At 73.4% G+C, this 16860-nt stretch carries 19 protein-coding genes; 4 read left to right on the top strand and 15 right to left on the bottom strand.

Annotated features, from left to right (window positions below):
- Positions 1-92: 92 nt before the first annotated feature.
- From moaA to ABT015_RS18540, 4 genes are all read right to left on the bottom strand, one after another.
- Complete coding sequence (moaA, locus tag ABT015_RS18525; protein ID WP_350880243.1) at positions 93-1082, bottom strand: GTP 3',8-cyclase MoaA; 990 nt, start codon at positions 1080-1082, stop codon at positions 93-95.
- A 92-nt stretch (positions 1083-1174) separates the two neighbouring features.
- Complete coding sequence (locus ABT015_RS18530) at positions 1175-2785, bottom strand: monocarboxylic acid transporter (protein ID WP_350880245.1); 1611 nt, start codon at positions 2783-2785, stop codon at positions 1175-1177.
- Complete coding sequence (locus tag ABT015_RS18535) at positions 2782-3138, bottom strand: DUF485 domain-containing protein (RefSeq protein ID WP_350880247.1); 357 nt, start codon at positions 3136-3138, stop codon at positions 2782-2784. The genes ABT015_RS18530 and ABT015_RS18535 overlap by 4 nt, the downstream gene beginning before the upstream one ends.
- A gap of 261 nt (positions 3139-3399) precedes the next feature.
- Complete coding sequence (locus tag ABT015_RS18540) at positions 3400-4443, bottom strand: zinc-dependent alcohol dehydrogenase family protein (protein ID WP_350880249.1); 1044 nt, start codon at positions 4441-4443, stop codon at positions 3400-3402.
- Between the two features lie 158 nt (positions 4444-4601).
- Between ABT015_RS18540 and ABT015_RS18545 the strand changes: the two genes are divergently transcribed.
- A complete protein-coding gene (locus ABT015_RS18545; RefSeq protein WP_350880251.1) occupies positions 4602-5597 on the top strand; it encodes a DEDDh family exonuclease in 996 nt (331 codons plus the stop codon).
- A 31-nt stretch (positions 5598-5628) separates the two neighbouring features.
- Positions 5629-6435: an SURF1 family cytochrome oxidase biogenesis protein gene (locus ABT015_RS18550; protein WP_350880253.1), complete on the top strand. Its 807-nt coding sequence runs from the start codon at positions 5629-5631 to the stop codon at positions 6433-6435.
- Between the two features lie 48 nt (positions 6436-6483).
- Here the strand turns inward: ABT015_RS18550 and trxA are convergent, their stop codons facing one another.
- Positions 6484-6816 (bottom strand): thioredoxin, encoded by a 333-nt coding sequence (trxA, locus tag ABT015_RS18555; protein ID WP_063349617.1) that lies wholly within the window; start codon positions 6814-6816, stop codon positions 6484-6486.
- A 3-nt stretch (positions 6817-6819) separates the two neighbouring features.
- Positions 6820-7245: a MerR family transcriptional regulator gene (locus tag ABT015_RS18560; RefSeq protein WP_350880255.1), complete on the bottom strand. Its 426-nt coding sequence runs from the start codon at positions 7243-7245 to the stop codon at positions 6820-6822.
- A 158-nt stretch (positions 7246-7403) separates the two neighbouring features.
- Between ABT015_RS18560 and ABT015_RS18565 the strand changes: the two genes are divergently transcribed.
- Positions 7404-8174 (top strand): SDR family oxidoreductase, encoded by a 771-nt coding sequence (locus tag ABT015_RS18565; RefSeq protein WP_350880257.1) that lies wholly within the window; start codon positions 7404-7406, stop codon positions 8172-8174.
- A 38-nt stretch (positions 8175-8212) separates the two neighbouring features.
- Here the strand turns inward: ABT015_RS18565 and ABT015_RS18570 are convergent, their stop codons facing one another.
- The 9 genes from ABT015_RS18570 to ABT015_RS18610 form a co-directional block, all read right to left on the bottom strand.
- Positions 8213-8854: an Asp23/Gls24 family envelope stress response protein gene (locus ABT015_RS18570; protein ID WP_350880259.1), complete on the bottom strand. Its 642-nt coding sequence runs from the start codon at positions 8852-8854 to the stop codon at positions 8213-8215.
- Positions 8851-9468: a DUF6286 domain-containing protein gene (locus ABT015_RS18575; protein WP_350880261.1), complete on the bottom strand. Its 618-nt coding sequence runs from the start codon at positions 9466-9468 to the stop codon at positions 8851-8853. Before ABT015_RS18575 ends, ABT015_RS18570 begins: the two co-directional genes overlap by 4 nt.
- A complete protein-coding gene (locus ABT015_RS18580) occupies positions 9465-9812 on the bottom strand; it encodes an Asp23/Gls24 family envelope stress response protein (RefSeq protein ID WP_350880263.1) in 348 nt (115 codons plus the stop codon). Before ABT015_RS18580 ends, ABT015_RS18575 begins: the two co-directional genes overlap by 4 nt.
- Complete coding sequence (locus tag ABT015_RS18585) at positions 9812-10003, bottom strand: hypothetical protein (RefSeq protein WP_063349611.1); 192 nt, start codon at positions 10001-10003, stop codon at positions 9812-9814. Before ABT015_RS18585 ends, ABT015_RS18580 begins: the two co-directional genes overlap by 1 nt.
- A 52-nt stretch (positions 10004-10055) precedes the next feature.
- The gene (locus ABT015_RS18590) at positions 10056-10574 is read right to left on the bottom strand and encodes an Asp23/Gls24 family envelope stress response protein (RefSeq protein ID WP_402447706.1); all 519 of its coding nucleotides are present in this window, start codon (positions 10572-10574) and stop codon (positions 10056-10058) included.
- 206 nt (positions 10575-10780) lie between these two features.
- Positions 10781-11587, bottom strand: a complete 807-nt coding sequence (locus ABT015_RS18595; protein WP_350880267.1) for an enoyl-CoA hydratase/isomerase family protein — start codon at positions 11585-11587, stop codon at positions 10781-10783.
- A gap of 232 nt (positions 11588-11819) precedes the next feature.
- Positions 11820-12053 carry a helix-turn-helix domain-containing protein gene (locus ABT015_RS18600; RefSeq protein WP_030059940.1) on the bottom strand — a complete coding sequence of 78 codons (234 nt, stop codon included), beginning with the start codon at positions 12051-12053 and terminating at the stop codon, positions 11820-11822.
- A gap of 327 nt (positions 12054-12380) precedes the next feature.
- Complete coding sequence (gene abc-f / locus ABT015_RS18605; protein ID WP_350880269.1) at positions 12381-13979, bottom strand: ribosomal protection-like ABC-F family protein; 1599 nt, start codon at positions 13977-13979, stop codon at positions 12381-12383.
- A gap of 206 nt (positions 13980-14185) precedes the next feature.
- The gene (locus tag ABT015_RS18610) at positions 14186-15211 is read right to left on the bottom strand and encodes a hypothetical protein (protein ID WP_350880271.1); all 1026 of its coding nucleotides are present in this window, start codon (positions 15209-15211) and stop codon (positions 14186-14188) included.
- A gap of 360 nt (positions 15212-15571) precedes the next feature.
- Between ABT015_RS18610 and ABT015_RS18615 the strand changes: the two genes are divergently transcribed.
- Positions 15572-16831 (top strand): glycoside hydrolase family 26 protein, encoded by a 1260-nt coding sequence (locus ABT015_RS18615; RefSeq protein WP_350880273.1) that lies wholly within the window; start codon positions 15572-15574, stop codon positions 16829-16831.
- Positions 16832-16860: the final 29 nt, after the last annotated feature.

Below are 16860 nucleotides of genomic sequence, written 5' to 3' on the forward strand. Positions count from 1 at the left end.
GGACAGCTACCTCGCAGGCCTCCACCTCCGTGGCGCGATGATCTGGATCAAGGACCTCACCCGGACCCGTTGATCACGACCGAATACGCGCCCTAGCCGCCGATCGCCGACATCGGCCGCTCGGGCTGGTGGAACTCCGGGTCGTCGATCCCGGCCCCGGCCTTCTTGCCCCACATCGCCGCCCGCCACAGCGCGCCCAGCTCGGCGTCGTCCGCGCCCGAGCGCAGGGCGGTGCGCAGGTCCGTCTCCCCGGTCGCGAACAGGCAGTTGCGCACCTGCCCGTCGGCGGTCAGCCTGGTCCGGTCGCACGCCCGGCAGAACGGACGGGTGACGGAGGCGATCACGCCGACCTGGGCCGGGCCGCCGTCCACCAGCCAGCGTTCGGCGGGTGCCGTGCCCCGGCGGGCGGACGGCTCCGGGGTGAGCGCGAACCGCGCACCGAGCAGGTCGAGGATCTCCTCGGCGGTGACCATCGCGGAGCGGTCCCAGCCGTGCTGGGCGTCCAGCGGCATCTGCTCGATGAAGCGCAGCTCGTAGCCGCGCTCCAGGCACCAGGCCAGCAGGTCGGGCGCCTCGTGGTCGTTGACCCCGCGCATCAGCACCGCGTTCAGCTTGACCGGCGCCAGCCCGGCGGTCTCGGCGGCGGCCAGCCCGGCCAACACGTCCTGGTGGCGGTGGCGGCGGGTGAGGGTGTGGAACACCTCGGGGTCGAGGGTGTCCAGCGAGACGTTGACCCGGTCGAGCCCGGCCTCGCGCAGCGCCGTCGCGGTACGGGCCAGCCCGATGCCGTTGGTGGTGAGGGACAGCTCGGGGCGCGGCTCCAGCTCCGAGCAGGCGGCGACGATGGCGACCAGGCCGGGGCGCAGCAGCGGCTCGCCGCCGGTGAAGCGGACCTCCCGGACGCCCAGGTCGCGCACCGCGAGGGTGACCAGCCGGACGATCTCCTCGTCGGTCAGCAGCTCGGGCTTGGCCAGCCAGCTCAGGCCCTCCTCCGGCATGCAGTAGGTGCAACGGAGGTTGCACCGGTCGGTGAGGGATACCCGCAGGTCGACGGCCTGGCGTCCGAAGGTGTCGAGCAGCACGTGCGTCCCTTCCCGAGAATGCGGCCGGCCCGGCCACCGTCACGGCGGGCCGGGCCAGCATAGTCATCGCCGGTCGGTCGGTGGGCGCCTGGTCAGTGGGCGCCCAGCCCGGTCAGCGCCCGGACCTCCAGTTCAGCGTACTTCGCCGGGTCGGGTCGGTCCTTGGACAGCAGGGTGGCGATCCACCCGGCCAGGAAGCCGATCGGGATGGAGACCAGGCCGGGGTTCTCCAGCGGGAACCAGTGGAAGTCGGTGTCCGGGAACAGCGAGGTCTTCGCGCCGGAGACGACCGGGGAGAAGACCACCAGCACCACCGAGCTGATCAGACCGGCGTAGACCGAGCTCACCGCGCCGGACGTGGTGAAGCGCTTCCAGAACAGCGAGTAGAGCAGGGTGGGCAGGTTCGCCGAGGCGGCCACCGCGAAGGCCAGGGCGACCAGGGCCGCGGTGTTGAGCTTGCCCGCGAAGAGGCTGAGCACGATGGCCACCGCGCCGATCGCGACGGCGGCCCACTTCGCCGAGAGCACCTCCTGCTTCTCGGTGGCCTTGCCGCGCCGGATCACGTTGGCGTACAGGTCGTGCGCGAAGGAGGCGGAGGACGCCAAAGTGAGTCCGGCGACCACGGCCAGGATGGTGGCGAAGGCGACGGCGGAGATCACCGCGAGCAGGATCGCGCCGCCGGTGGTGCCGGAGCCTCCGCCGAGCACCTCGGCCAGCTGCGGGGCCGCCGTGTTGCCGGAGGCGTTGGCCGCCTTGATCGCCTTGGGGCCGACCAGCGCCGCCGCGCCGAAGCCGAGCGCCAGGGTCATCAGGTAGAAGACGCCGATGATGCCGATCGCCCAGAGCACCGACTTCCGGGCCGCCTTGGCGGTGGGCACGGTGTAGAAGCGGACCAGGATGTGCGGCAGGCCGGCGGTGCCGAGCACCAGCGCGATCCCGAGGCTGATGAAGTCGAGTTTGCTGGTGTCGCTGGCCCCGTACTTCAGCCCCGGTTCGAGGAAGGCCGCGCCCTTGCCGCTCGCGCTGGCGGCGGCGCCGAGCAGTTCCGAGGGGTTGAAGTGGTACTTGGCGAGCACCAGGACGGTCATCAGCGCGGTGCCGGCGATCAGCAGCACGGCCTTGACGATCTGCACCCAGGTGGTGCCCTTCATGCCTCCTATCACCACGTAGACGACCATCAGCGCGCCGACCGCGACGATGGTCCAGCGCTTGGCGGCGTCCCCGTTGACCCCCAGCAGCAGGGCGACCAGCGTCCCGGCGCCGACCATCTGGGCGAGCAGGTAGAAGATCGACACCACGATGGTGGAGACGCCCGCCGCGGTGCGCACCGGGCGCTGGCGCATCCGGAACGCGAGGACATCCGCCATGGTGAAGCGGCCGGAGTTGCGCAGCGGTTCGGCGATCAGCAGCAGCGCGACCAGCCAGGCGACCAGGAAGCCGATCGAGTAGAGGAAGCCGTCGTAGCCGGAGAGCGCGATGGCGCCGGCGATGCCGAGGAAGGACGCGGCGGACATGTAGTCGCCGGAGATGGCCAGGCCGTTCTGGAATCCGGTGAAGCCGCGGCCGCCGGCGTAGAAGTCGGCCGCGTCCTTGGTCTGCCGCCCGGCCCAGACGGTGATCGCGAGGGTGGCCAGCACGAACAGCCCGAAGAGGGTCATCGTGATGCCGCGGTGCTCCGTGGCGGAGCTGGCGAGCAGGCTCATTCGGCGGACTCCCGGGGAGCGTGGACGACGGCGCCGTGGGCCTCGCGGATCGCGGCGGCGGTCGGGTCGATCCGCCGGTCGGCGTAGCGGGCGTACCAGGCGGCGATGGCGAAGGTGGTGACGAACTGCAGCAGCCCCAACACCAGGGCCACGTTGATGTGCCCGACGACCTTGGCGCCCATCAGGCCGGGCGCGTAGCAGGAGAGCAGCACGTAGAGCAGGTACCAGAGCACGAAGCCGATGGTGACCGGGAAGGCGAAGCTCCGGAACGAGCGCCTCAGGGTACGGAACTCCTCGCTCTCATCGATGAGTTGGACTTCCGTAGGGGCAGTGGTGATCGGCGGCGAATCCACTCTGTCTCTCCTCACTCCTTCGGCGTAGCGGTCGCACGCGGGGAACGATCGGACGTGAGGGGCGTCACAATCCGTGTGCGCGCCGCGCAATGCTAGGAGCGTCGCGCCCGCCCCGAAAGGGGTTGACCGCGATCAGCCAGTCGTTCACCCTCTCGTGCTATCCAATTGGCCGAAAACCACCACTCGTGCCACTTCACAACACCGCCGCCACATGCCGAAGGGGCGACACCGTCCAGCAGTGCCGCCCCTTCTGACGCATCGTCAGAAAGCGATCCGGACCTTCAGCGCCGAGCGGTCGTCCATCGCCCGGTACCCGTCCGGGACACCGTCCAGGCCCACCGTGCGGTCGAACACCAGACCCGGCTCGATGGCTCCGGAGAGGACGTCCGGCAGCAGGTCGGGGATGTAGGCGCGGGCCGGGGCGACGCCGCCGTTGAGCGAAACGTTTCGGCCGAACATCTGACCGATGTCGACGCCCGCGCTGCCGCCGTGCGGAACGCCGACGTAGCCCACCGCGCCGCCGTCCCGGGCGATCGAAACGGCCGTGCGCATCGACTCCTCGGTCCCGACCGCCTCCAGGACGGCGTGCGCGCCCTGGCCGCCGGTCAGCTCCTTCACCGCCTCGATCGCGGCCTCGCCACGCTCGGCCACCACGTCGGTCGCGCCGAAGCGCCGGGCCAGGTCGGTGCGGGCGGTGTGCCGGCCCAGCGCGATGATGCGGTCCGCGCCCAGCCGGTGCGCCGCCAGCACGCCGCACAGGCCCACCGCGCCGTCGCCGACCACGGCGACCGTCACGCCCGGGCGCACCCGCGCCGACACGGCGGCGTGGTGCCCGGTGGCCATCACGTCGGACAGCGCCAGCAGCCCCGGCAGCAGCTTCTCGTCGCCCGCGGCCTCCTTCGGCAGCTTCACCAGCGTGCCGTCCGCGAACGGCACCCGCACCGCCTCGCCCTGGCCGCCGTCGGAGCCGACCTGGCCCCAGAACCCGCCGTGCGGGCAGGAGGTCTGCAGGCCCTCCCGGCAGAAGTCGCAGCTACCGTCCGACCAGACGAACGGCGCCACCACCAGGTCGCCCGGCGCGAAGCCGCGCACCTCGGCGCCCGCCTCCTCGACCACGCCCAGGAACTCGTGCCCGATCCGCTGCCCGGCCACCCGCTGGGCCACCCCGCGGTACGCCCACAGGTCGCTGCCGCAGATGCAGGCGTTCACCACCCGCACCACGACGTCCGTCGGGTACTGGATCACCGGGTCCGGGACCTCTTCGATCCGGATGTCATTGGGGCCGTGGATCACGGTGGCGCGCATGGGAGTTCGTCCTTACGGAGTCGGCCGTCGGGGGGTGTCGACAGCCGGTGGATGGCGTCGACCGGATAGGCGACGCCTATGCGGAATACTCTATTCCGGTCGCTCGGCCGGAACATTTCGACCGGACGCGGGCCCGGCGGCGCTTATCCTGTTGGACCATGCAACCGATCCAGCCCGAGACGTACGGCGCGCCGCGGACCGTCCAGGTCCCCGCCCAGCGCACCGCCGCCCCCGCCGAGGGCTTCGCGGTGGTCGACGTCGAGACCACCGGCCTCGGCCGCTCGGACCGCGTCATCTCGGCGGGCGTCTACCAGCTGGACCCGGACGGCGAGGTCACCGACCACTGGTACACCCTGGTCAACCCCCAGCGGGACCCGGGCCCGGTCTGGATCCACGGCCTCACCTCGGAGCTGCTCTCCGGCGCCCCGACCTTCCCGCAGATCGCCGACGAGTTCGCCGACCGGCTGAACGGCCGGGTCCTGGTCGCCCACAACGCGCTCTTCGACTGGAACATGATCTCGCGCGAGTTCTCCCGGGCCGGCCTGCGCGCCCCCGTCGAGCAGCGGATCTGCACCATGGTGCTCTCCCGTGACCTGCGGCTGCCGCTGCCCAACGGCAAGCTGTCCTCGCTCGCCGCCCACTTCGGCGTCCGCCAGCAGCACGCGCACAACGCCCTGGACGACGCCCGGGTGCTCGCCGAGGCGTTCCGCCCCAGCCTGCACCTGGCCCGCCAGGGCGGCGTCCCGCTGCCGATGCAGGCCTGCGTGGCCGTCACCGACCTCGGCGAGGACGAGCCCGCCACCCCCGGCCGCGCCTCCTGGACGGGCGCCGCCTACCGCCAGGCCAAGAAGCGCCCGCCCTGCCCGTACCCCAACCCGGGGCGCTGGGAGGACGGCAAGCCGCTGGTGCAGGGCATGCGGGTGGCCTTCACCGGCGACACCGCCACCGACCGGGAGCTGCTGGAGGACCGCGCCGCCGAGGCCGGCCTGCACATCGCCACCTCGGTGAGCCGGGTCACCAGCCTGCTGGTCACCAACGAGCCGAACAGCTGGAGCGGCAAGGCCCGCCGGGCCCGCGAGGTCGGCACGCCGGTGGTCGGCGAGGACGCCTTCCTCCAGCTGCTCCGCGAAGTCGCCCCGCACCCCGGTGCGTGAGCCGGATGTGAAGTCGGCGTACCGTGCCCATGTGTACCGTTTTCTGCTGACCCGCCAGTGGCTGATCACCATGCTGATCGCGCTGCTGCTGATCCCCGCGACGATCGAGCTGGGCTTCTGGCAGCTGCACCGCCACGAGGCGCGGGTGGCCCGGAACGACCTGATCGGCAAGGCCCTCACCGTCGCGCCGGTGCCGTTCGACACCGTGTCGTCGGCCCCCGGCTTCGCGGTGCCCAAGGACCTCATCTGGCACCCGGTGACGGCGACCGGGCAGTACGACACGGCGCACGAGTTCGTCGTCCGCAAGCGGACCGACTCCAGCGGGGACACGATCGGGTACTTCGTCATCACCCCCCTCGAACTCTCCGACGGCAGGGGCAGCATCCTGGTCAACCGCGGCTGGGTGGCCGGCGACGGCGGCGCCACCGCCTACCCGACGGTCCCGGCCGCCCCGACCGGCGAGGTCTCCCTCACCGGTCGGATGCGTGCCGACGAGACCACGGGCAGCAGCGGCATCAAGGACCGCGCCGGCCTGCCCGACCGGCAGTTCAACCTGATCAACACCGAGCAGCAGGCCAAGGAGACCGGCGTCACCACCGTGCTCGGCGGCTACCTGGAGCTCACCGCCACCACCCCGGCCCCCGCCGACCAGCCCGAGCTGATCCCCGAGCCCAACCACTCCGACATCGGCCCGCACATGGCGTACGCGATCCAGTGGTGGCTGTTCACCGCGATGATCCCGGTCGGGGTCGGGGTGCTGGCCCGCCGCGAGGCCAAGGACCGGGCCAAGCAGGCCGCCGAGGCCGAGGTGCCGGTCGAGGCCGTACCGGCGGCCTGAGGGCCCCGGCCCGAGGCCCCGGCCCCGGGGAACGCCCAGGGGTACCGCCTACAGCACGTCCTCCAGCTCGCGCAGCAGCCGCGCCTTGGCGCGGGCGCCGACCACCGAGCGCACCGGCTCGCCGCCGCGGAACACCATCAGCGTCGGCATCGACAGCACCCCGTACGCCGCCTGGGTGCGCGGATTGCGGTCCACGTCCACGCTGACCACCCGCAGCCGGTGCGCCTCCTCGCGGGCGACGTCCGCCAGCACCGGCGCCATCATCCGGCACGGCGGGCACCAGTCCGCCGTGAAGTCCACCAGCACCGGCCCTTCGGCCGCCAGCACCTCCGCGGCGAACGTGTCGTCCGTCACCGCGGGCACCCCTGGGATCTGCACCATCGTCTACTCCTTCGCCCATTCGTTCGCCAGTTCACAGCGCGGCGGCTGTCCGGAGGGCTCGGCCGCCAGCCCGTCCCGGGCCCGTACCGCCCGGTCGAACTGCCCGGCCACCCGGGCCCGGACGTCCTGCAGCCGGGCGATGCACTCGTCCAGTTCGGCGAGCTTGCGCCGGTACACCTCCAGCGAGGCCGGGCAGGAGTCGCCCTCGGGGTGGCCCGCCTGGAGGCACTCCACGAACGGGCGGGTCTCCTCCAGGCCGAACCCGAAGTCCTGCAGCGTCCGGATCTGCCGCAGCAGCCGCAGGTCCTCCTCGTCGTACGCCCGGTAGCCGTTGCCCGCCCGGCGGGCCGGCAGCAGACCGAGCTGCTCGTAGTACCGCAGCGCCCGGGTGGTCGTCCCCGCCCGCTCCGCCAGCTCCCCGATCCGCATCCCCGCACCCGCTCTCCCGGCCCGCCTCCGCACGCCGCCGGGACCGACGGTAGACCTTGACCCGGACGTCAACGCCAGCCCGCCCCCGGCGCCACGTCACCCCGTCCCAGCCCCCAGAGCCCTCCCCCTCGCGCCCGCCACCCGGCAGGATGGTCCCCATGGATCTTGGACTGAAGGACAAGGTGTACGTGGCCACCGGCGCCACCCGGGGCCTCGGCTTCGCCGCCGCCCGGGAACTGGCCGCCGACGGAGCCCGGGTGCTGGTCAGCGGGCGCGGCAAGGAGTCCGTGGCCGCCGCCGTCGCCGAGCTGGACGCCATCGGCGGCGCCGGGACGGCCCACGGTCTGGCCGCCGACAACGCCGACCCGGCGACCGCCGAACGGCTGATCGCCGAGGCGACCGGGCACTTCGGCCGGCTCGACGGCATTCTGATCAGCGTCGGCGGCCCCCAGGCCGGCCCGGTGGCCACCGCCCCCGAGGAGGCCTGGCGCGACGCGTTCGAGTCGGTCTTCCTCGGCGCGCTGCGGCTCGCCCGCGCCGCCGCCGCAGCCCTCGGCGAGGGCGGTGTGATCGGCTTCGTGCTCTCCGGCTCGGTGCGCCAGCCGATCCCCGGCCTAGGCATCTCCAACGGCCTGCGCCCGGGGCTGGCGATGGCCGCCAAGTCCCTCGCCGACGAGCTCGGCCCGCGCGGCATCCGGGTGGTGGGCCTGCTCCCGGCCCGGATCGACACCGACCGGGTGCGCGAGCTGGACTCCCTGGGCGGCGACCCGGACGGCGCCCGCGCCCAGGCCGTCGCGACCATCCCGCTCGGCCGCTACGGCACCCCGGAGGAGTTCGGCAAGGTCGCGGCCTTCCTGCTCTCCCCCGCCGCCTCCTACCTGACCGGTGTGATGATCCCCGTCGACGGCGGCGCCCTGCGGCCCCTCTAGAGCGTGGGGGCGGGCGTCCGGTTCCGCCCGCCCCCGGTTCACTCCACCCGCCGGGGCCTGCGCCGCCCGCGGCGCCGTCGCGACTCGGGCGGGGCGGCCTGGAGGACCCGGATCCGCAGGTCCGCGGGGAGTTCCGGGAGGCCCAGGCTGGTCCGGGCGTCGGTTCGCGGGCCGGTGTCGAAGTGCTCCACCAGGGCCGCCGGATCGCCACCAGGGGTGAGCCGGACAGTGCCCCGCAGCCGCGGGTGCCCGGGTGCGCGCACCAGGCGTACGCCCGCGCGCTCGACTTCGGGGAGCGTGGCCGTCCCGGCCTCCAGCGCCTCCTCCAGCGCCCGGGTGCGGACCCGCAGGCGGAGTCCGGTGGCGCCGGGCGTCGGCACGACGAGGCCGGCCGGACCGTTGCGCCGCAGCTGCGCCACCAGCCACCAGGCGGTGCCCCCGACCACCACGGCCAGCCCGCCGATGACGGTGGGCCACCACCAGGCCGAATCCGCCCAGCGGGTGCGCGAGCGGGCGCTGAGCACCGGCTGGTCCGGGGAGGTGAGCGGCCACCAGCCGGGCGGGTCGACGCCGAGGCGCCGGTACAGGTCGAACCCGCCGGCCAGCACCAGCACACCGGCGGCCAGCAGTACCGCTCCGACCACCCCCAGCAGCACCCGGTTGACGACCGTCCGCCTCATCCCGCCGCCCCCGCCCCGGGCGCCGCCCGCACGTCCAGGCGCAGCGGCCGGGCCAGCGTCACCCGTGCCAGCTCGTCGCGCAGTTGGCGCTGGACCGACACCGGGTCCACCGCCCCGATGAGGGTGACCCGGACGCGCCGGCGGCTGATCCGGATCCGCAGCTGGTCGATGCCCTGGAGTCCGGCGACGCGGTCGGCGAGCAGGTGCCCGATGCCGGCCCGGTCGATGGCGGCGCCGGTGTCGCCGTGCGGGCGCAGCGGGAGCCAGCGGCCGAGACCGGGGGCGAGGGCCAGCCAGAGCAGCACCCCGCCGAGGAGGACGGCGGCGCCGGCACCCACCAGCGCCCACAGGTAGTCGAGGTGACGGGTGGCCAGTTCCTCGGCGATCCGGGCGCGCCACCGGCGGGTCGGGTACCCGGCACGGACGGCGATCACGTCGTACAGCAGCGCGCCCGCGAGCACCAGCAGCACGGTGGCGACGATCGCCGCGACGACGGCCCGCGGCGCCCGCGGCCGCCGCACCTTCCCCGGCTGGGGCCCGTCCCCGGCCGCCGTCGCCGCTCCCCCGGCCCGCGTCGCCGCCTCGCCGGGCGCCGGTTCGCCCCCCGCACTCATGACACTCCCCCGGTCACCAGCCGCTCCACGACAACGACCACCTCGGACACCCTGGTCCCGGTGAACCCGGCGACCTGCGCGGCGACGCGTTCGCGGACGGCCCGGGCGAGCGCCGCGAGGTCGGCGGGGAAGGGCAGCGCGACGGCGACCCGGACGGTCACGGTGCTGCCGGGCGCCGCCACCGAGACGGCGGGCGGCGCGCCCTTGGCGGTGCGGCCGGTCCAGGCGTCGGCGAGGGCCTCGCGGGCGGCCCGGGCGGCGATGCGGGCGTAGACGCGGTCGGCGATCCGGAGCCGGCCCCGGGCGGCGGGTTCGCGGCGGGCACTGGTGGTGGGGGCCGCCATCAACGGCGCCGGTCGCGGCCGCGGAGCAGGTCGCCGAGGTCGCCCAGCTCGATGTCGCCCTCCAGCAGGCGGCCGGCCACGAAGCCGACCAGCCCGAGCGCGGCGACCAGCAGGAACGCCGCGAAGCCGCCGAAGTACCCGGCGAAGCCGAGGGCCATGCCCACCACCAGGCCGACGATGGCCAGGTTCATCCGCTACTCCTCGTCCTCGCTGCCGCCCGCCGCCGGGCGCTTCGTGGGCTCGCTACTTGAGCTTGGGCCGCTGCCCCGTGACGACCGTCTCCTCTTCCTCCTCCTCGACGTCCGGCTCGTCGGGGAGGTGGACGTCGTTGACCGCGATGTTGACCTCGACGACTTCCAGGCCGGTCATCCGCTCGACCGCGTCGATGATGTTCTCCCGTACCTGGCGGGCGAGTTCGGGGATGACCACGCCGTACTCGACGACCAGGGCGATGTCGATGGCGGTCTGCTTCTCGCCGACCTCGGCCTTGATGCCGCGCCCGACGCCGGACTTGCCTCCCGGCACCCGGTCGCGCATCGCGCCGAAGGTGCGGGCGAGGCCGGAGCCGAGGGCGTGGATGCCGGTGACCTCGCGGGCGGCCATCCCGGCGATCTTCTCGACCACGCCGACGGCCAGCGCCGTGCGGCCGCGCTCGCCGGTCGGCTTGCCGGCGTCGGTTGCGGCGGAGGCCGTGGACGGCGAGGACGGTGTGTGAGCGGCGGCGGAGCCGGCGGCCGCGGCGTGGCCGGGGTTCTTGTGCATGGTGGCGGGCGTCGGAGTGTCAGGCATGGGGGCGCATCTCCCGTCGTACGGCTCCAGCTATATCGCAAATCTCCATAACTCTGGCATTTCGCCACGTTCCGCGCCCGCCGGGGAGGGCCACCGGGACGCCTCCGGGAACGCCGAAGGCCCGGCCCGGGGAGCACTCCCCGGGCCGGGCCCGTTCACCCGACGCAGCCGGACGGGACCTAGTCGCCGATCCCGGCGAGGTCCCGCAGGCGGCGGGCCTGCGCCGCCCGTTCGGCCGAGCGCTGCTCGTCGAAGGAGCGGCCGGCTGCGCCCTGGAGCAGGGCCTTGGTCTCGATGACGGCGTTGCGCGGCGCGGCCAGCAGGGCGGCGGCGAGGTCGCGGGCGGCGGCCTCCAGCTCCGCACCGGGGACGGCCAGGTTGGCCAGCCCGATGGCGGCGGCCTCCTCGGCGCCGACCCAGCGGCCGGTGGCGCAGATCTCCAGCGCCCGGGCGTAGCCGACGAGTTCGGTGAGCGGCTTGGTGCCGGCCAGGTCGGGGACGAGGCCGAGCGAGGTCTCCTTCATGGCGAACTGGACGTCGTCGGCGACGACGCGCAGGTCGCAGCCGAGGGCGAGCTGGAAGCCCGCGCCGACGGCATGGCCCTGGACGGCGGCGATGGAGACCAGGTCGGGGCGGCGCCACCAGGTGAAGGCCTCCTGGTAGGAGGCGATGGTGTCGTCGAGCTTCTGGTCGGGGGCGCCGGCGAGCTGGAGGAAGGTGGGCTCGCCGGGGATGCCCTCGGGGGTGAACATGGCCCGGTCCAGGCCCGCCGAGAAGGAGACGCCCTCCGCACGCAGCAGGACCACCCTGACGCCGCCGGGCAGGTCACGGCCCGCGGCGGCGAGGGCGCGCCACAGGGCGGGCGACTGGGCGTTGCGCCGCTTGGGCTGACACAGGGTGACGACGGCGAGCTCGCCGTCGATCTCCAGGCGGACGCCGTCCTGCTCCCAGCTCGGGGCCTGCGGGTCGGTGACGGGGGCGGTCATGCGGGGACCTCCGGTGGCGAGGGGCTTGGCTACCGGAGAGTAACAAACCCGGGCGCACGGCGGCAGGGCGCCGGCCCGGAAAGATCGACGGACGGGAGGCACCGGGGGGCGGACGACACCCCGGACATGACGATCGGCGGCCGGTCCACTCGACCCGAGGGCGGACGATCGATTCTCGTCTCCTCAGCCGGCGCCCTGCCGCCGCGCCATCCAGCGATAAGCTGATGGACCGTCAGGAACCGGCCCCGGCGGTCGCCTTGTTCTTGCCACGCGTGGCACCACCGCGGCCCCGGAGAATGACTCCGGACTCGCTCAGCATCCGGTGCACAAAGCCGTACGAACGACCGGTCTCCTCCGCGAGAGCGCGAATGCTCGCCCCGGAGTCGTACTTCTTCTTGAGATCGGCCGCGAGCTTCTCACGCGCGGCACCGGTCACCCGGCTGCCCTTTTTCAGAGTCTCGGCCACCCGTGCCTCCTCGTAGCGTTGCTCGGTCAGATTCCCATGATCACCCATCCACCGCGTCCTGGCCACCCATTCGGCAAGGTCGATGTCGGGAATGCGTGGTCCTGCGGTGGTGATCCGAGCGCATCAGGGCGCTCACGTAGAGTGCGCGCCCCCGGGCGGATTCCGCCGTCCGCCGAGAAAGGGCTGATCAGCAGTGTCGGCCCGACCACGATCGAGTGGCGGGCCGACAGGAAGTCCTTAAACGGAATCCAGGCTTTCTTCATTCCCGGACACGCCGTAAGTACTAGTTTTTCTGGTCCTAAAAGCGGAGATCGCGTCTACACCCGGTCAGGCCAGCGAGACCAGATCGGCGTACGCCGGGCTCCAGAGGTCCTCGACCCCGTCCGGCAGCAGGATGATCCGCTCCGGCTGGAGCGCCTCGACGGCGCCCTCGTCGTGGGTGACCAGCACGACCGCGCCGCTGAACTCGCGCAGGGCGCCGAGGATCTCCTCGCGGCTGGCCGGGTCGAGGTTGTTGGTGGGCTCGTCGAGCAGCAGCACGTTGGCGCTGGAGACCACCAGCGAGGCCAGCGCGAGCCGGGTCTTCTCGCCGCCGGAGAGGACCCCGGCCGGCTTGTCGACGTCGTCGCCGGAGAACAGGAAGGAGCCGAGGATCTTGCGGATCTGCACCAGGTCGGTGTCCGGCGCGGAGGAACGCATGTTCTCCAGCACCGTGCGGTCCGGGTCCAGGGTCTCGTGCTCCTGGGCGTAGTAGCCGATCTTCAGACCGTGGCCCGGGATCACCTCGCCGGTGTCCGGCTGCTCCACCCCGGCGAGCATCCGCAGCAGGGTGGTCTTGCCCGCGCCGTTGAAGCCGAGGATGACGACCCGCGAACCGCGGTCGATGGCCAGGCCGACGTCGGTGAAGATCTCCAGCGAACCGTAGGACTTGGAGAGCCCGCTGGCCATCAGCGGGGTCTTGCCGCAGGGCGCCGGGTCCGGGAAGCGCAGCTTGGCGACCTTGTCGTTCTGGCGCACCTGCTCCAGGCCGGAGAGCAGCTTCTCGGCACGGCGGGCCATGTTCTGCGCGGCCACCGTCTTGGTCGCCTTGGCCCGCATCTTGTCGGCCTGGGAGTTGAGGGTCGCGGCCTTCTTCTCGGCGTTGGCCCGCTCGCGCTTGCGGCGCTTCTCGTCGTCCTCGCGCTGCTGCTGGTACTGCTTCCAGCCCATGTTGTAGACGTCGATGGCGGAGCGGTTGGCGTCCAGGTAGAAGACCTTGTTGACGACCGTCTCGACCAGTTCGACGTCGTGCGAGATGACGATGAAGCCACCCTTGTAGGTCTTCAGGAAGTCCCGCAGCCAGACGATCGAGTCCGCGTCGAGGTGGTTGGTGGGCTCGTCGAGCAGCAGCACGTCGGAGTCCGAGAACAGGATCCGGGCCAGCTCGACGCGGCGGCGCTGACCACCGGAGAGGGTGTGCAGCTCCTGGTTCAGGATGCGGTCCGGCAGGCCCAGGGCGGCCGCGATGGTGGCGGCCTCGGCCTCGGCGGCGTACCCGCCCTTGGTGAGGAACTCGGTCTCCAGGCGCGCGTACTTCTTCATCGCGTTGTCCCGGGTGGCGCCCTGGCCGTTGGCCATCCGGTCCTCGTTCTCGCGCATCTTCTTGAGCACGGTGTCGAGGCCTCGGGCGGAGAGGATGCGGTCCTTGGCGAGGACGTCCAGGTCGCCGGTGCGCGGGTCCTGCGGGAGGTAACCGACCTCGCCGGAGCGGGTCACCGTGCCCGAGGCCGGCATGCCCTCGCCGGCCAGCACCTTGGTCAGCGTGGTCTTGCCGGCGCCGTTGCGCCCGACCAGGCCGATCCGGTCGCCGGCGGCGACCTTGAAGTTGGCGGACTCGATCAGGATTCGGGCACCGGCGCGCAGCTCAAGGGCGGTGGCGGAAATCATGGCGGAAACTACTCCTGGGACGTGGGCGGGCGGCCGGACGGGGCCCGGGGCCGGGCAGCGGGAAGGGGCGTCGTCGGTGGTCGGCACAGCGCACGGGGCGGTGCCGCGCGCCCGCTATTGCCCGGAGAAGTCAGCCATGACGGCAAGTCTACCGGGCCGCGCGGGAACCCCCGGGGCTACCACCCAGGGGTACCGGCGGTCCGGCGTTACTGCTGGGACTGCTGGGACTGCTGAGGCTGCTGCGCCTCGGGCTGCACGGGCGGCTGGTCACCCGCCGGGGTGTCCGGACCGGCCGGGGCGTCCTGGGCCGGGCTCGCCGCCGGGTCGGTGCAGCCGCCCTGCGGACGGACCGCCGCGAACGGCGCGGACGGGCTGCCGCAGGCCGCCTCTGGGGCGGCCGCCTTGGTGTCGAACACCCGGGCCGGAACGATCGGGCCGTCGGTGATCAGCACCCGGCTGCCGTCCAGCGCCTTGATCGAGGCGCTCGGGCCGGTGTTCAGCTGCCAGCCGGTGCTGTCCAGCCGGTACCCGTTGATGCCGCCGGAGACGGCCTGCCCGGCGCTGTTGGTGCAGCTGCGCGGGACGAGCACGGCGTACTCGGTGCCGACCGTGCGCAGCGGGTCGTAGACGCAGCCGCTGGGCGGCTTGGAGTTGTAGCGCAGGTCGCCGTCGGCGTCGCGCAGGCCCATGGTCAGGTTCGGGGTCACCACGGCCACCCAGGCGGAGCCGCCCTGCGGGACGGTGTGCAGGGCCGCCGCGGCCCGCTCCTGGGCCAGCTCCTTGCGCTGCGCGTCGGTGCGCTTGTCGGCGCCGGGCTCGCCGTCGCCGCGCAGCCAGTCCGCCAGGCCGGGCACCGCCCGGTGCCAGCGCACCTCGTGGTCGCCCGGGCGCACCGAGGTGACCAGGCCGTCGTCCCAGACCACGATGGCGTTGTCCCCCGCCATCGACAGGTACAGCGCGGTGGCGCCCTCGCGGCGGTAGGACCAGGCCTGCTCGCCGCTCTGCCGGTGGAAGGCCTCCAGTCCGGGGCCGACCTTCAGGTCCAGGTCGGCCGTGCTCAGCGACTGCGTGCTGACCGGCGTCGCCTCCGCCTCGCCCGGCCCCGCCACCCGGTCGCCGAACGGCACCGGCTTGTTGGCGTGCGCCGCCGCACCGGCCGCAAGGACCAGCATCACCGCCAGGGCAGGCAGGGTCGAGCGGGGGGTCAGTACACGCAGCGGCTTCCAGGACACGGCCGGAGCGTACCTTTCACCGGGCACGCGAGTCAGCCTGGAATCGCCCCCGCCCCACCCCTCGGACCGCGCGTCCGGCCGCGCGCGCCCTCCTCGCGCACCCGCCCGCCCACCTGCACCGTCGGTGCCGCGGCCGGGCCGGCGCCCGCTCCGGGGCCGGGCGCCGGGGCCCGGCCGGACCGTTACAGAGCTGATACACGCGGCGGGGCCCGGCCGGGCGTTGCGGCAGACGGCGTTCGAATATCGCCCACTTTAGGGTGACATTCGGCTTTTCCGACGCGCGCCGGGCCTACTGTCGGCGAGCGGAGCGCCACGGTCCGTCCAGTGCGCCCCCGCCCCGCGACGCCCGGAGGAGAGACCATGCGAATCGGCCGCCTGACGCTGGCCGCCGCCGCCCTGCTGCTGATGGCCACGGCCAGCGTCCCGGCCGGGTCGCCGCTCAGCCAGACCGAACGGCACACCCTCTCCTCGGACGCCTTCGAGCCGCGCGGCGCCGCCCCCCGCCCGCCCGTCCAGCGGCCCAAGCACGAGCCGCCGTTCGGCGCCTTCGTCGGCTCCTGGGACGACTACATCCCGCAGATCGGCCGGTACGCGCAGTGGCTGGGCGATGCCAACCTGCAAGTCGGCCACACCTACCTGGCGGGCAACAGCTGGGCCGACGTCGAGGGCGAGCTGATGGTGCTCGGCATGTGGTCGCAGTGGCGGCTGGCCGACCCGTCCCGGACGCTCGTCCTCGGCGTGCCGATGCTGGTGCCCAACGAGGCGAACGTGCCGGACGGCCAGGTCGCCAAGCTGCTCGCCCAGGGCGCGCGCGGGGACTTCGACCGGCACTTCCTGCGGCTCGCGCACCGGCTGGTCTCCCTCGGCGGCGCGGACACCGTGCTCACCCTCGGCTGGGAGATGAACGGCGTCACCTACACGCACCGCTGCAAGCCCGACCCGGCCGCGTGGAAGGCGTACTGGCGGCGGATCGTCGGCGTGATGCGCTCGGTGCCCGGGCAGCGGTTCCGCTTCGACTTCACCCCGAACCGGGGCCTGGACGCCATCCCGTGGACCAAGTGCTACCCCGGCGACGACGTGGTCGACATCATCGGCATGGACAATTACGACCAGCCCGCCGGGGGCACCTTCGACGACTACGTGCGCGAGCCGTACGGGCTGCAGGACCAGGTGGAGTTCGCCGCCAAGCGCGGCAAGCCGGTCTCCTACCCGGAGTGGGGGCTGTTCCGCAACGGCGACAACCCGGAGTTCGTGCAGCGGATGGTCGAGTGGATGCGCACCCACGACACCGCCTACCAGACCGTCACCGACTACTGCCCGCACGGCTTCTTCGAGTGCGACCGCAACCCGCGCTCCGCCGCCCGGTTCAAGCAGCTGATGTCCGGGTCGAAGGGGGCGCCGGCGGTGGTGCCGACGGCGCCCCAGGCACCCGTCCCGCCGATCGTCCCGCCGCACCCGCCCGGGCCGTCGGCCGTACCCGGGGCCCCGAACGTGGTGCCCGGCCCGTCCGCGAGCCCGTCGCCGGGCCTCCCGGCCACCACGTCGGCGAGCCCCTCGGCGAGCCCGTCCGCGAGTCCCTCGGCGGCCCGGACGCCCACCCGGACGCCCGCCCGGCGCTGAGCCCGGGCGGGGGGGCAGGGGCGGGGGGC

The organism is Kitasatospora sp. NPDC094016 (assembly GCF_040304045.1).
Taxonomy (GTDB): Bacteria; Actinomycetota; Actinomycetes; order Streptomycetales; family Streptomycetaceae; genus Kitasatospora.

Coding starts and splice junctions, on each gene's coding strand:
- ABT015_RS18530 (WP_350880245.1), bottom strand. CDS start 2,785: ATGAGCCTGCTCGCCAGCTCCGCCACGGAGCACCGCGGCATCACGATG.
- ABT015_RS18540 (WP_350880249.1), bottom strand. CDS start 4,443: ATGCGCGCCACCGTGATCCACGGCCCCAATGACATCCGGATCGAAGAG.
- ABT015_RS18545 (WP_350880251.1), top strand. CDS start 4,602: ATGCAACCGATCCAGCCCGAGACGTACGGCGCGCCGCGGACCGTCCAG.
- ABT015_RS18560 (WP_350880255.1), bottom strand. CDS start 7,245: ATGCGGATCGGGGAGCTGGCGGAGCGGGCGGGGACGACCACCCGGGCG.
- ABT015_RS18575 (WP_350880261.1), bottom strand. CDS start 9,468: ATGAGTGCGGGGGGCGAACCGGCGCCCGGCGAGGCGGCGACGCGGGCC.
- ABT015_RS18585 (WP_063349611.1), bottom strand. CDS start 10,003: ATGAACCTGGCCATCGTCGGCCTGGTGGTGGGCATGGCCCTCGGCTTC.
- ABT015_RS18580 (WP_350880263.1), bottom strand. CDS start 9,812: ATGGCGGCCCCCACCACCAGTGCCCGCCGCGAACCCGCCGCCCGGGGC.
- ABT015_RS18565 (WP_350880257.1), top strand. CDS start 7,404: ATGGATCTTGGACTGAAGGACAAGGTGTACGTGGCCACCGGCGCCACC.
- trxA (WP_063349617.1), bottom strand. CDS start 6,816: ATGGTGCAGATCCCAGGGGTGCCCGCGGTGACGGACGACACGTTCGCC.
- ABT015_RS18615 (WP_350880273.1), top strand. CDS start 15,572: ATGCGAATCGGCCGCCTGACGCTGGCCGCCGCCGCCCTGCTGCTGATG.
- ABT015_RS18590 (WP_402447706.1), bottom strand. CDS start 10,574: ATGCACAAGAACCCCGGCCACGCCGCGGCCGCCGGCTCCGCCGCCGCT.
- abc-f (WP_350880269.1), bottom strand. CDS start 13,979: ATGATTTCCGCCACCGCCCTTGAGCTGCGCGCCGGTGCCCGAATCCTG.
- ABT015_RS18595 (WP_350880267.1), bottom strand. CDS start 11,587: ATGACCGCCCCCGTCACCGACCCGCAGGCCCCGAGCTGGGAGCAGGAC.
- ABT015_RS18570 (WP_350880259.1), bottom strand. CDS start 8,854: ATGAGGCGGACGGTCGTCAACCGGGTGCTGCTGGGGGTGGTCGGAGCG.